The sequence below is a fragment of the Oribacterium sp. HCP28S3_H8 genome (assembly GCF_052064775.1).
Taxonomy (GTDB): Bacteria; Bacillota; Clostridia; order Lachnospirales; family Lachnospiraceae; genus Oribacterium.
In genome coordinates this window covers 95,530-109,271 of sequence record NZ_JBQHUZ010000001.1, presented here as the reverse complement: position 1 = coordinate 109,271, position 13,742 = coordinate 95,530, and the positions used below count along the sequence as shown (strand labels likewise).

The window sequence follows — 13,742 nt, the reverse complement described above, 5'->3', positions numbered from 1 at the left end:
AGTTTATTGTAAAAATATCTATTGTTTCACATAAGCTTCCATAAAATCCTGATAATACCGTCAAAAAAATCCGGCTCCCCTTAGAGGAACCGGATTTGAGATTAAAGATGCTTAGAAGCTTTTAAATGAAGCATGCAATCAGAACTTGATGCCGCTTTTTTTCATAAGGCTTCCAAGAGAGGTTGTTACAGCACCATCTCCCTTAAAATCATTTTTGTAATTATCTCTCTCATCTCTGGAGCGACGCTCGCCGCGGTCACGACGGTCATGACGCTCAGCACGATCCTTTGTCTCATCCTGGTCGTCTGCACCAGCTTCAAGAGCCTTCATGGACAGGCTGATCCTGCCATCCTTTACATCGATGACTTTAACAGTAACCTTCTGACCCTCTTTCAGGACAACAGACGGATGCTTGATTCTCTTGTTGGAGATCTGTGAAATATGTAAAAGACCAGTCACTCCATCTCCGATGTCTACAAAAGCGCCATAATTCTGAAGTGTCTCAACGGTACCCTCCAGCACCTGACCTACTTCAACCTGTGCAGCCTTTTCTGCTTTTTTCTTATCTGCTTCCTCACGTAGAATGTCCTTAGCGGAAAGAACCAGTCTGTTTTTATCCGGATCTGCAGTGATGACACGCACCATCAGCTTCTTGCCAACCCACTCAGGAAGGTCCTTCTCATCTACATATCCAAGAGAAAGCTTGGATGCAGGAATAAATGCGCGGATACCCTCTAATGTTGTCGTAACGCCACTCTTGACAGCCTCATTGACCTCAACCTCAACATCAGTCTTATTGTCAAGATCATCCTGCAGCTTCTCCCACTGAGCCATATCAGCTCTCTTGCCTCTTGCATGCTGTTTTAAGGAAGCTTCCAGCTCCTCCTTAAAATCATCCATGGAAGGAATAGCCTCTTCCTTTTTTTCTTCGTTCTTAACCTCGTCTGCCATTGTGACATAACCTCATTTCTCTAAACTTTAGTGCCTTGGCACATTAGTCTTATAATACCATACTTTAATCGAATACTGCAAGTTTTCTTTAGTTTCCTCTGACTGTTTGAACGCGATTTCTGACGCTATATTGTAAGAATCAGAAAAAACTGGTACAATCATTGATATTTAAGATTAAAATCTAAGAATATCGGAGGTTAAATATGGCAAACCCAATCGTAACCATAACGATGGATGATGATAAGGACATCCGCATCGAGCTCTATCCTGATGTTGCTCCAATTACAGTTGATAATTTTGTAAAGCTGGTAAAAAAGGGATTTTATGATGGTCTTACGTTCCATCGAATTATTCCCGGATTTATGATCCAGGGTGGTGATCCGGACGGTAATGGAACCGGTGGTCCCGGATATTCTATTAAAGGAGAGTTTAATTCCAATGGTGTAAAAAATGATCTCCATCATGCCAGAGGTGTGATCTCCATGGCAAGAGCTATGGACCCGGATTCCGCCGGTTCTCAGTTCTTTATTATGCATGCGGACGCAGACTACCTGGATGGACAATATGCCGCGTTTGGTAAAGTTATTGATGGTATGGATGAGGTCGACCGGATTGCTTCCGTGCCTACCGGCTGGCAGGACGCACCTGTAACTAAGGTAGTGATGAAAAAGGTTACGGTTGAGGAAGCTTAAAGCTGATACGCATGCGTTGCAAAACTATAATCTAACAGCTTAACAATTAAAAATGTTAAAATAAGCGTAGAAACAAGGCAGAAAAAAAGGAGCTCGTACAAAACAAAGCTCCTTTTTTCTGTCTTTAATTAAATCATTTCATTTTCAACATCATAGAAACGAACCTGAAAATACTAGATGATTCCGTAAATTGTTATTTTTCTTTTTTCAGATTAATACCCCGGATCGTCTTACGCAGCGGCAGCACAGATACCGGATTTACGGATAGCTCATCTACTCCCATCCGGAGGAAGGTCTCCGTAAGAGACAGATCTGCTCCCAGTTCTCCGCAGATACCTACCCATGTTCCATGACGGTGTCCTGCATCAATCGTCATCTGGATTTCACGGAGCACTGCCGGATGATGTGTATCCAGGAACGGATCCAGTGATGCATTCTGCCTGTCAATGGCAAGCGTATACTGGGTAAGATCATTGGTGCCAATGGAGAAGAAATCACACTCCTCTGCCAGCTCATCTGCAATCATGACAGCAGCAGGAGTCTCAATCATGACTCCAATACTGTAATTACCTACAGTAATACCTCTCGCATTAAGCTCCTTGGTACACTCCGCAAGTAATTCCTTACATTCATGCAGCTCTCGTGTAGAAATGATCATCGGGAACATAATTCCTAGATTCCCGTAGGACGCTGCTCTTAATAAAGCTCTAAGCTGGGTTTTAAAGAAGTCCCGTCTGGTAAGGCAGAGTCGGATCGCCCGACATCCCATGGCAGGATTATCCTCTTTATGCATGCCCATATAGCCAACCTGCTTGTCCGCACCAATATCACAGGTTCGGATGATCACCTGCTTCGGAGCAAGTGATTCTACTGCAAGACGATACGCATTAAACTGCTCATCCTCGGATGGATAATCCTTGGCATTAAGATAGACAAATTCGGACCGGAAAAGTCCGACACCGCCGGCATCGTTTTGCTGCACCAGCCCGATGTCCGAAGGACCGCCAATGTTGGCATAAACCTTGATGGTCTTACCATCGATTGTCGTATTGCTCTGTCCCTTAAGCTCCTGAAGCAGTGCCTTCTGTTTTTTTTCGTTGTCCTGCTTCGCCTTGAGAGACGCCATCAGGTCCTCTGTCGGATCGATGTAAACACAGGAATTATAGCCATCGATAATCGCAGTTTTTCCGTCCCATTTGGACTGTACCTCACCGCACTGCACCAGAGCCGGTATACCCATAGAACGCGCAAGAATCGCCGTATGGCTGTTTAAGGAGCCCTGTCTTGTAATAATTCCAAGGAGCAAAGATTTATCCAGACGGACGGTTTCTGACGGTGTAAGGTCATTTGCTACGAGAATTGCCGGTTCCTTACCCTGCATGGATTCCGGATCAATGCCAAAAAGCACATTCAGCACTGCCTGCTCAATATCATAGATATCCGCAGAGCGCTCTTTCATGTAGGGATCATCCATTTCAGCAAATACCTTGGCTTGATTGTTAAAGGCAATTTTAGTTGCGTATTCTGCATTGTGCTTCTGGTTTTTGATGATTTCTTTGGTTGCATCAATAAGGTCATCATCCTCGAGCATCATGGCATGGACAGAAAATACTTCCGCGCTGTCCTCACCTGCATCAATTACAGCCTTTTCATACAGAGCATTTTGCTGCGTAATGGCTTTTTCCCTGGCAGCATCAAATCTCTTAAGTTCTGCCTCAATATCCTCGATCAGATCTTCAGAGATCGTAACCTTTGGCGGAGTATATACTTTGATTTTACCTATGGCAATACCGTTTAAAACGCTTTTACCTGTAGCAACCTGCATATTTTCCTCCTGCCTGTCAGAAGTTTTCCTTCAGTGCCTTTTCCAGTTCAGCTGCGCATGCATCTTCATCAGCACCTTCAACATGGACGGTAATGGTATCGTTCTGCTTGATGCCCATCCCCATAAGTGCAAGAAGCTTTTTCATATCCGCATTCTTATCACCCTTAAATACTGTGACCTTACTTTCAAAGGTCTTAAGCGTTTTAACAAGCAGACCAGCTGGACGAGCATGGATTCCATTAGGATCGGTAATTGTGTAAGTAATTTCTTTCATCTGATTTTCTCCTTTTATTTCAGGCAGTTGCCGGAGTATCTGCTCCGGCAGTCTGCGTTCTGACAGAATTTAACTTTTCATTTAATCACAGTAATTTATGACTCTGCAATCTTAACATCCTGGTAATCATCGGAATTGGTAAGCAGCATAACTACCACATCAGGATGTCCTGCGGCTGCGATTTTAGCCTTGGAAAAATGCAGGATCGGCTGACCGGCAGTCACCTTATCTCCCTCCTTTACCAGCGGCTCAAATCCATCGCCCTCCATAGCAACAGTATCAATGCCAACATGAATCAGGATTTCCATATCGCCGGGACCGGTAATACCGATTGCATGCTTGGAATCTGCGACAGAAGAAATTTCACCATCGCATGGTGCAAAGATTGTCTCATCCTCCGGCTCAATTCCAAGACCGGCTCCGAGTACTCCCTCAGCAAAGGTTGCATCCGGGATATCCGCCTGTTTTACAATGCTTCCCTTCACCGGTGATAATATATCTCCCGCTTCACAACTGATCACTGGCTTCTGGGCAAACCCTTCTTTCACTGGTGTATCTGCTTTTTCTTCTTTTATTTCAGAAGCTGTCGGTTTCTTAGGTGCTTCATCGCTCCAGAAAATCCAAGTACCTGCAAACGCTACACCTCCTGATACTGCCAGCAGGATCGTATAGATTAGAGGATTATTTATCGTAAGGTATCCCGGCAGACCGGTAACTCCATATGCAGTAGCTCCGATTCCGGTAAGAGCTCCAAAAATTGCTCCGACGGCACCACCTACCATACCTGCAACAAACGGTTTAAAAAATCTCAGATTGACACCAAAGATTGCTGGCTCGGTAATACCAAGCGATGCGGAAAGTGAGGACGGAACTGCTACGACCTTGGTCTTCTGGTTTCTTGTTTTAAGACCAACAGCAAGGCAGGCTCCAAACTGTGCAAAGTTGGCTGCTGACGCAATCGGCATCCAGGTATTAAGTCCGACAGTTCCAAGCATACCTGCTTCAATGACGTTATACATATGGTGCAGACCCATAACTACGGTAACAGGATAAATTGCACCCATTATCATCGCGCCAAACGGATTCTTAACAAGAACCTCTGCACCCTTCAGTACCATAGTCTCAAGGTTAGAGAAAATCGGTCCAATAATGGAGAATGTAAGCAGTGCCGTAACAAGTACGGTGCAAAGCGGAGTGATAAAAAGATCCAGCATCTCCGGAACATGCTTATGCAACCATCCTTCGACCTTGGACATAATGAAGATGGCGAGTATTACCGGTATAACATGTCCCTGGTAACCCACCCTGGAGATAGGAAGAATCGGTCCAAACAGATGCCACTTCGGAATCACACCATCCGTAACATGGAAAAAGTTATTGATGGCTTCCGGAGAGCCTGCATTCCAGCCGTTAAGCAGCCCGGAATGAATCATCATAAGACCAATGACCGCTCCGAGGAATATATTACCCCCAAAAACTCTTGCCGCTGAAATTGCTACAATAACCGGGAGATATGCAAATGCCGTATTGGCTGCCATATCCAGGAATCCGTACCAGTCAGAGTCTGCAAATCCAAGCCCCGGAATCTTACCAAGGGCTTCTACCAGACCCATCATCAGACCGGATGCTACAATGGCAGGCAGAATCGGCACAAAGACATCTCCGATTGGCTTAAGCAGCCGCTTCCAGAGTGGCTGCTTTGCAGCAGCTGCGGCCTTTACATCATCCTTGGTTGCTGCAGTCATGCCAGTGATATTAAGAAATTCATCGTACACCTTGTTGACTGTTCCGGTACCAATGATCAGCTGAAGCTGTCCATTGGACTCAAACATACCCTTCACGCCTTCTACGTTGTCAAGGTATTCCTTGTCGACTTTGCTGTTATCCTTGATAACGAGTCTGAGTCTTGTTGCGCAGTGTGCTGCCTGTGCGACATTTTCTCTTCCGCCGATGTGATCAACGATTTCCTGCGCACATTTTCTGTAGTCAAGTGCCATCTTTACTACCTTCCTTAATAGAATTTTATTATGAGCGGCAGCCAGAAGCTCTGCCGGACACGACAACGATTATTCTGAGATCAGTTCCAGATCTATAAACGCCTGATATATGCCGTCTTCTGTAACCGACGGACAGATTTTGTCACTGATTTTTTTCAGTTTTTCCGATCCATTTGCCATACAAACAGAGATGCCGACTGTCTGTATCATTTCCAGATCATTCATACTGTCTCCAAATCCAATCGTATCAGAGAGCGGCTGTCCAAGATATTCCGCGATCCTTTTGACTCCCCTTCCCTTGTCAAAAGCACGATTTACCAGCTCTCCGTTGACACATCCATGGGCAGGTACATCCTGTATGACAAACTGAAAATCCTTTTCCAGGAGTGATCTGCACTCCTCGATCTGATCTGTTGTTTTTGCCATGATGACAACCTTATAAATCGGCTGTCCATCATACTGTTCCATGGGACGGATACCCAAATTATCCGATAGTGCCTTGCGCCAGCGCTCGATCTCGGAATTTCCTCCCTCCGTGCTGTCCAGAAACTCCTTCAGGCTGGAATCTCCAAACGAACCGTCACGACCTTCAATTGTACAGAAAACCCCATGTCTGTGCAGAGAATCCAGTGCAGTATGAAGCTGTGTTTCCGTCATAGGACAGTCAAAAAGGATCTGGTCCCCGCATGTGACATAGCCACCGGAGCTTGCGACCATACCGTCAAAGCCATACTTTAAAAGCGGCTTCAGCATATCCACATTACGTCCGGTACACAAAAACACCTTGTGACCTCTGTTTTGTGCAAGACGGATCGCATTCACCGCGCTTTCCGGAGGAACATTGGTTCCTGCCGGTGTGAGAGTCCCGTCAATATCCAGAAAAATCAGCTTTCCCAATCTGATCACCTCCTTATCTAAAGCTTGTTATGAGCCAGGCAAATCCGTACCGAGTAAGCTCCACTGCCTTTGCCGGACGCGCCTTGCCGGTCAGCATGTCTTTATAGTCCTCAACTTCATTGACCCACGCCGTTTCCGTGAAATCCGAGAAATTAAACAGCGCAATCATCTTTTCACCATGATAATATCGTCCGATTCCGAGAATATGCGGGTTATAGGTCTCCACGATCCATGTATCTGCCTCAGACTCAAATACATCATGCTTTGCCCGGAGCTTTTCCAGCTTTCTCAGCGCCTTGAAAATTCTACCCTGACGCGTTTTGGTGAGACGACGCTTCTTGGCTTCATCCCAGTGGAAATCCCCTCTGTGGATATATCTGGAGTCATCCCACTTAAGCGGATCATCATGATAGGTATAGTCATTGAGCTGTCCTATCTCATCTCCGGAATATATGATCGGCAGACCACTCTGTGTCAAAAGAAACGCATGCAGCATAATATCCAGGTCAATTGCCTTATCAAGCTTTTCCTCATTTCTTTCATACTCCGCCGCTTCAATCCCGCAAAGCGAAGCTGTCGTGCCGCAGAGTCTTGCATCCCCGAGTGCCGGGTCATCATTATACAACTCTCCTCTTGCATCGGATCCCGGATAAAATCCGCGCAGATATTCATTAAGGAACTTCTTATGTGCAACCTCATCCACGCCGAACTGCTTCAAATAGTCATAATCAAGTCCCCATCCGATATCATCATGACAGCGCAGATAGTTTAAAAATACATATTGCTTTGGCAGTGCAAAAATCTGTCGCAGCTGATGCTTCATGAGGTTTACATCGTGTGTAGCCACGGTGTGCCAGGTAGTCGCCATCGTGGTAACATTATAAAGCATATGACATTCCGGCTTATCCACCGTACCAAAATACGGCACAACCTTGGACGGTTCCATTACAACCTCTCCAAGCAGCAGCGTCCCCGGACAAACAATTTCAGACGCCATCCGCATGATTCTCACAAGTGTGTGCACCTGCGGCAGGTTCCGGCAATTGGTACCCAGAGTCTTCCAGATGTACGGTACCGCATCGAGACGAATCACATCCACACCATGATTACAGAGATTCAGCATGTTGGCGGTCATATCGTTAAAAACAGTCGGGTTGCCGTAATTCAGGTCCCACTGATACGGATAAAAGGTAGTCATGACCACCTTTCCGGCTTCCTGACACCAGGTGAAATTGCCCGGTGCAGTTTTAGGGAAAACCTGTGGTACCGTTTTTTCAAACTGATTGGGGATGTTCCAGTTATCAAAGAAAAAGTAACGGTCCTGATACTCCTTTTCACCTGCCCGCGCCCTTCTCGCCCACTCATGATCTTCTGAAGTATGATTCATGACAAAATCAAGACAGACGCTCATCCCCAAAGCGTGACAGTCATGCGCAAGCTCGGACAAATCTTCCATGCTTCCCAGTGCAGGATTCACTTTGCGGAAGTCTGACACCGCATAGCCTCCATCTGACCTGCCCTTAGGACTTTCCAGCAGTGGCATAAGGTGAATATAATTGGCACCGGCTTCCCGGATATAATCCAGATGCTCCCGCACTCCCTGCAGAGTTTTACCAAAGCAGTTCACATACATCTGCATACCCAGCATCTCATTGCCCTTATACCAGTCCGGAACCAGCTCTCTTGCTTCATCCCATTCCCTGAGTTCAGGAGATCTCTCGGTATAGTAATTATGCAGCATGGTCAGGAAATAATCAAAAGCGTTGGTGTCATTGTGATAAAGCTCAGAGTACAGCCATTTCAGTTCATCATAATGACGATCCAGACGCGCTTTAAATTCAGGTTCCAGTTCGAGCTCGCTAAACATACTCTCCTCCATGTATTTCACTATTTTTATAAGAAAAAATCTAATTTTTTCAATTTATCTCAAATATGGTATTAATTTCTTTTTCATTGTATCATTATTTGTGCGAAATATCAAAAAGAATCTGTGATATATTCATATTTTTTGTAAATATTAAATACTTCCTATTTGTAATATTTTTAATTATTCGGCATTGATTTTACATCCGGAATTTTAGCTTTTCTATTCTATGTCATTTCCACTGTTTCTACGCCTCCTTTTCCACTCTGTCATTTTCCTGTCATTTTGCATAGCGAAACATTGATTTTTACCATCGTCTACATTAAACTAAATCTATATCAGATCGCTGTTATAAGATTGCGAACTTATGCTGGAGGAAATTATCATGTTGTATGGTGCACTTGAGGCTGGCGGTACAAAAATGGTATGTGCTTTGGGAGATGAAAATGGCAGGATTCTGGAACAGGTGTCCATCCCAACCATAGATCCGGACACCACAATGCCTGAGATCATAAAGTACTTTAAAGATAAGGATATCAAAGCTCTGGGCATCGCCTGCTTTGGGCCGATTGATCTTGATCGTAAATCTCCGACCTATGGATATATCACGACCTCGCCAAAGCAGAAATGGGCAGGCTATAATATTGTCGGCGCAATGAAGGAGGCTCTGCATGTACCTGTAGGCTTTGACACCGATGTAAATGGTTCCCTTCTCGGAGAAATCACATATGGGCAGGCACAGGGACTTACCGATGCATTGTATCTCACCATCGGCACAGGTGTTGGCGGCGGAGTATATACCAATGGCAGACTTCTCCACGGTATGCTGCATCCGGAGCTTGGGCATATGAGGCTTATCATGCATCCCGAGGATACCTACAAAGGACTTTGTCCCTTTCACGGACAATGCTTAGAGGGACTCGCTGCCGGACCTGCCATTGAGGACCGCTGGGGTAAGAAGGCAATTGAGCTTAAAGATAATCCAAAGGTTTGGGAATTTGAGTCTTTTTACATCGCGCAGGCTCTCGCGGATCTGATCCTGATCCTAAGTCCGCAGATCATCATCCTGGGCGGCGGTGTAATGCACCAGACACAGCTTTTCCCAATGATCCGTAAAAAGGTTCTGGAAATGCTCAACGGATATTTATCGACAAAGGAGTTAAAGGATATTGAGCACTATATTGTACCTGCAAGTCTCAAGGATGATCAGGGTATCATGGGCTGCATCAAGCTTGCAATCGACGAGGAAGCTCTTGTGAAGTCACTTACAAAATAATATCGGAGGAAGAATTTCTATATGTCTTCAGAATATCTTATGCATTTATGGAAGGATCTGAAGAGCGGTTTGAAATGGATTTGCTTTGGTTTGATCTGCGGAGCCGTGATCGGTACGGTCTCCGCAGTTTTTGCAAATCTGATCGTTCTTGTGACCGGCATACGTACAACACACGGATGGCTTATTTTTCTTCTGCCACTTGCAGGTCTTGGCGTTATTTTTTACTATCATATATTGGGGGCAGATAGGCCAAGAGGCACCAATCTCGTACTGGATTCCATCCGTAACAATGAATCCGTACCGGTAAAAATGGCACCCCTTATCATTGTATCAACTGTAATCACACACCTTTTTGGCGGATCTGTAGGCCGTGAGGGTGCCGCTCTCCAGGTTGGAGGAAGTCTCGGATACGGCATCGGACATCTGTTGCATTTCCATAAGGAGGATCGCCGCCGGATGATCATGTGCGGTATGGCAGCCTCCTTCTCTGCACTTTTTGGTACTCCGCTTGCCGCGACAATGCTCGCAATGGAAATCACCACGGTCGGCATCATGTACCATTCCGCGCTTCTGCCCTGTGTAGTGGCATCCCTCACAGCACATTTTGTTGCAGAGGCTCTGGGCGCCAGCGAGATGTCTATGATCGTGGAAAGCGTACCCGAATTTACCCCGATGCATTTCCTCATGACTGCAGTTTTTGCAATATGCTGCGCAATGGTCAGTGTGCTTTTCTGTGTGACAATGCATAAGGTGAAGCACCAGATGGCAGACCGGTTTAAAAATCCATACATACGTGTCCTGATATCCGGCATCCTTGTAGTTATTATGACAATGCTTGTCGGAGATCAGACCTATAACGGTACCGGATCTGCAATTATCTCCGCCTGCATCAGAGATTCCAGCTTCCATATTGCACCGTATGGCTTCCTTCTAAAAATCCTGTTTACCGCAGTGACTCTGTCCGGTGGATATCAGGGCGGTGAAATCGTGCCCTCACTCTTTATCGGAGCCACCTTTGGCAATGCCTGCGCGCATATCTTTGGTCTGGACCCTGCACTCGCGGCAGCCATTGGTATGACCTGTGTATTCTGCGGTGTAACAAACTGTCCGATCGCCTCCTTGATGATTGCGTTTGAAATGTTCGGATTTAACGCTGCGCCATTTTTTATGGCAGCCGTGGCAATGACGTATCTTTTTTCCGGTAATTACGGCATCTATGCTTCACAAAAAATTCATTTCTCCAAATTTGATCCGGCGGTAATCGACGAAAACACGCATTAATCCGTCTTGCGTCGATTTGCCCGTCTATACCGTTCTTATTTAGTGCCAATATAAACGCCGCCTTACTATCTCTTTCCGGGGATCTCTAATACCCCGGAATGTAAAATAGCAAGACGGCGTCTTTCATCATGTATTTAAAATCACTTTATAATTACTTGTTATAGCCCAGCATATTCAGTATAAAATTCACAGACCCATTGATTCCATAGCTGGACGTATTGATACACAAATCATAGTTATTGGAATCTCCCCATTTCTTACCGGTAAAATATTGATAATACTCTGCATGCTTACGATCCGTGTACTTAAGCTTTTTTTTGGCATGGTGATAATCCAGCTGATCCACCGCCATCATACGACTGACCCGGATTTTAAAAGGTGCCGTGATAAAAATACTGACATGCGGAATCCCTGCATTACTCAGGATCTGATCTGCACAGCGCCCCATGACTACAAAATCCTGTTCCTTTGCCATCCGGATGATGAGATCGGACATATTAAAAAACAGCGCATCCCTGGTCGGTAATCCGTGATACCGATTCAGCTTACGCAACATATCTCTAAAGGTGAGCTTTTTATTTGTAAAACTCGGTGCAGGATCATTCGCATTAACACCTGAGATCTCAAGACTACTTTCATTACCCTCCGGCAGCTTTTCATACCCCATGTCGTCCGTGATTTTATGATCCTGTTCTACCTCCATACGGCGCAGAACAGCATTAAAAATTTCCCGGTCGTAAAAATTGATATGCAGCTTATCTGCAATTTTCAATCCAATGCTGTTCCCGCCACTGCCATAGGTTCTGCTGATGCATATTATAAGATGATGCCCGCCCTTAAAACGCCAGGACATATCGGCGCTATTCAGCTCATTAAGCCCCGCTCTTTTTTTATCCTTTACTCCGGTAAACGTAGCCGAAACTTGCTGAAATCGTTTCATAACCGTATCGTATTCGGTCATAATCTCGTGACGAATACCCTTTTCCGGAATGGTCCGCGCCATGTTGCCGATCAGGGCTATTTCAGCCCGTATGGTATGATCCTGTCCGGGAGTTTCCAAGATGTCCATAAGATACTTTACAGAGCGATCCCGGTCATAGTTATACACTCGTCCAAGCCCTGATCCGAGTGCTTTGTATACCCGTTCATCCAGATCATAAATTTCTTCCGCAAGGATTCTGATATCCTTTTCATCTATTACATGATCATTGTTCAGATCACCATTCATATCCTTATCCCTCCTCACAGAAAAAATACAATGGTATCCAGTAAAAATACCGGAATCAGAAAAGCAAGTGACCACCCGATATAGCCAAAAAATGATGGCATTTTGATACCATTTTCATCCGCCATTGCCTTTACCATAAAGTTAGGAGCATTTCCAATATAACTGTTTGCTCCCATAAATACTGCACCGCATGAAATCGCCATCAGCATCCTCACCGGTATTGTGCCTACCGTACTGGCCATTCCCTGTGTAAAGCCCAGAGAGCCGGCAGTTGTCAGAAACACAAGATAGGTTGGCGTATTGTCAAGGAAGCTGGACAATGCACCTGTTGCCCAGAACATCTGAGCCGGGTGAGTCAGACCAAGTGTCGGACCAACTTCTTTTAAGAGCATAAGCGCCGGCTGCATGGTGATAAAAATGCCGATAAACAAAATGGCTACTTCTTCTATTGCGCCCCAGGTAAAATGGTTCTTTCTCCGTATGCCGGAATCTGTTGTCCGGAACGAGAGAAACGCAGCTAATAGAATCAGGATCACCTCAATCAATGAGCTAAGAGGAAAAACTTCTCCTCCACCGATGGGAATGCCAATCGCCTCTCCGTTCCCCGTCTGAAAGGCCGGCAGAGATGGCAGCACACCACTCAGAATTACCGCCAGAATGATCATAAGGAGAAACAAAATATTATGTCCGCCGCCAATGGTAAGGCTTGTACCGGGTTTTGAGATATCCGGCTTTCCACCATAAGAAATATCACTTCTGTATGCCTTCATATCAAGCTGATAAAAGACAAACAGCAGTACGATCATATTAAACAACAGTACCGGAAACAGATGCAGACTCCAGAAAAACGGGACTCCTCTCATAAAGCCCATGAGCAATGGAGGATCGCCCACCGGTGTAAGACAGCCTCCGATATTGGAAACCAGAAAGATAAAAAAAATCATGATATGCGACTTTTTAGAGCGCCAGGCATTCATCTTGATAACCGGACGTATCATCAGCATACTGGATCCCGTGGTTCCTATACAACTGGATAACAAGGTACCCACAGCCAGAAGAAACACATTTACCATCGGTGAACCCGCAAGATCGCCCTCAAATGTGATATTACCGGAAACACAGTACAAACCGAAAAGCAGCACGATAAACGTGAGATAATCGTTAAAGAAGCATTCGGATACCTTGGTTAAGGCTGCTCCGATGCCAAACTGTGTGGCAAAAAGGATCGCAGTGAGCAGCGACCAGAATATAACCGCATACTGCTTATGTGACTCCCACCACTCTCCAAAAATCAGCGGCACAATCGCAATGCACAGAAGTAAACCTGCAAACGGAATCGATAGCCAGGCTGGAACTGTCATAATACTATACCCCCTGTAAAACATATAAAAAGCGATGCTGTTCCGCACCGCTTTTTATAGTTTACCCATTTTTTAAATTATATGTAACTATTTACA

The 13,742-nt window shown here is 45.3% G+C and carries 11 protein-coding genes; 3 read left to right on the top strand and 8 right to left on the bottom strand.

The genetic code is table 11. The features are described from left to right. Positions 1-138: 138 nt before the first annotated feature. A complete protein-coding gene (locus ACTNEN_RS00515) occupies positions 139-951 on the bottom strand; it encodes a S1 RNA-binding domain-containing protein (RefSeq protein ID WP_441204110.1) in 813 nt (270 codons plus the stop codon). 203 nt (positions 952-1,154) lie between these two features. Between ACTNEN_RS00515 and ACTNEN_RS00510 the strand changes: the two genes are divergently transcribed. Continuing rightward, entirely contained in the window at positions 1,155-1,643 is a 489-nt protein-coding gene (locus tag ACTNEN_RS00510) for a peptidylprolyl isomerase (RefSeq protein WP_441204109.1), read from the top strand. 193 nt (positions 1,644-1,836) lie between these two features. On the opposite strand, the gene ptsP is transcribed toward ACTNEN_RS00510, so the two are convergent. From ptsP to ACTNEN_RS00485, 5 genes are all read right to left on the bottom strand, one after another. After that, positions 1,837-3,468 (bottom strand): phosphoenolpyruvate--protein phosphotransferase, encoded by a 1,632-nt coding sequence (gene ptsP, locus ACTNEN_RS00505; protein WP_441204108.1) that lies wholly within the window; start codon positions 3,466-3,468, stop codon positions 1,837-1,839. Positions 3,469-3,484: 16 nt separating this feature from the next. Beyond that, positions 3,485-3,742 carry an HPr family phosphocarrier protein gene (locus tag ACTNEN_RS00500; protein ID WP_441204107.1) on the bottom strand — a complete coding sequence of 86 codons (258 nt, stop codon included), beginning with the start codon at positions 3,740-3,742 and terminating at the stop codon, positions 3,485-3,487. 95 nt (positions 3,743-3,837) lie between these two features. Beyond that, positions 3,838-5,739: a glucose PTS transporter subunit IIA gene (locus tag ACTNEN_RS00495; protein WP_441204106.1), complete on the bottom strand. Its 1,902-nt coding sequence runs from the start codon at positions 5,737-5,739 to the stop codon at positions 3,838-3,840. Positions 5,740-5,808: 69 nt separating this feature from the next. Continuing rightward, positions 5,809-6,636, bottom strand: a complete 828-nt coding sequence (locus ACTNEN_RS00490) for an HAD family hydrolase (RefSeq protein ID WP_441204105.1) — start codon at positions 6,634-6,636, stop codon at positions 5,809-5,811. A gap of 13 nt (positions 6,637-6,649) precedes the next feature. Next, positions 6,650-8,503 (bottom strand): alpha-amylase family protein, encoded by a 1,854-nt coding sequence (locus tag ACTNEN_RS00485; protein WP_441204104.1) that lies wholly within the window; start codon positions 8,501-8,503, stop codon positions 6,650-6,652. Positions 8,504-8,885: 382 nt separating this feature from the next. On the opposite strand from ACTNEN_RS00485, the gene ACTNEN_RS00480 reads away from it, so the two are divergent. Both ACTNEN_RS00480 and ACTNEN_RS00475 read left to right on the top strand, forming a co-directional pair. After that, positions 8,886-9,776 carry an ROK family protein gene (locus ACTNEN_RS00480; protein ID WP_441204103.1) on the top strand — a complete coding sequence of 297 codons (891 nt, stop codon included), beginning with the start codon at positions 8,886-8,888 and terminating at the stop codon, positions 9,774-9,776. A gap of 21 nt (positions 9,777-9,797) precedes the next feature. Beyond that, positions 9,798-11,057, top strand: a complete 1,260-nt coding sequence (locus tag ACTNEN_RS00475) for a chloride channel protein (protein ID WP_441204102.1) — start codon at positions 9,798-9,800, stop codon at positions 11,055-11,057. 151 nt (positions 11,058-11,208) lie between these two features. Here ACTNEN_RS00475 and ACTNEN_RS00470 read toward each other — a convergent pair whose 3' ends face one another. Beyond that, positions 11,209-12,285, bottom strand: a complete 1,077-nt coding sequence (locus ACTNEN_RS00470; protein WP_441204101.1) for an AAA family ATPase — start codon at positions 12,283-12,285, stop codon at positions 11,209-11,211. Between the two features lie 14 nt (positions 12,286-12,299). Further along, on the bottom strand, positions 12,300-13,670 hold the full coding sequence (locus ACTNEN_RS00465) for a sodium:proton antiporter (RefSeq protein ID WP_441204100.1): 1,371 nt from the start codon (positions 13,668-13,670) through the stop codon (positions 12,300-12,302). Positions 13,671-13,742: the final 72 nt, after the last annotated feature.

What these genes read in the sequence shown, in the direction of transcription:
- ACTNEN_RS00500 (WP_441204107.1), bottom strand. Translation starts at nt 3,742, where the DNA reads ATGAAAGAAATTACTTACACAATTACCGATCCTAATGGAATCCATGCT.
- ACTNEN_RS00475 (WP_441204102.1), top strand. Translation starts at nt 9,798, where the DNA reads ATGTCTTCAGAATATCTTATGCATTTATGGAAGGATCTGAAGAGCGGT.
- ACTNEN_RS00515 (WP_441204110.1), bottom strand. Translation starts at nt 951, where the DNA reads ATGGCAGACGAGGTTAAGAACGAAGAAAAAAAGGAAGAGGCTATTCCT.
- ACTNEN_RS00465 (WP_441204100.1), bottom strand. Translation starts at nt 13,670, where the DNA reads ATGTTTTACAGGGGGTATAGTATTATGACAGTTCCAGCCTGGCTATCG.
- ACTNEN_RS00485 (WP_441204104.1), bottom strand. Translation starts at nt 8,503, where the DNA reads ATGTTTAGCGAGCTCGAACTGGAACCTGAATTTAAAGCGCGTCTGGAT.
- ACTNEN_RS00510 (WP_441204109.1), top strand. Translation starts at nt 1,155, where the DNA reads ATGGCAAACCCAATCGTAACCATAACGATGGATGATGATAAGGACATC.
- ACTNEN_RS00470 (WP_441204101.1), bottom strand. Translation starts at nt 12,285, where the DNA reads ATGAATGGTGATCTGAACAATGATCATGTAATAGATGAAAAGGATATC.
- ptsP (WP_441204108.1), bottom strand. Translation starts at nt 3,468, where the DNA reads ATGCAGGTTGCTACAGGTAAAAGCGTTTTAAACGGTATTGCCATAGGT.
- ACTNEN_RS00480 (WP_441204103.1), top strand. Translation starts at nt 8,886, where the DNA reads ATGTTGTATGGTGCACTTGAGGCTGGCGGTACAAAAATGGTATGTGCT.
- ACTNEN_RS00495 (WP_441204106.1), bottom strand. Translation starts at nt 5,739, where the DNA reads ATGGCACTTGACTACAGAAAATGTGCGCAGGAAATCGTTGATCACATC.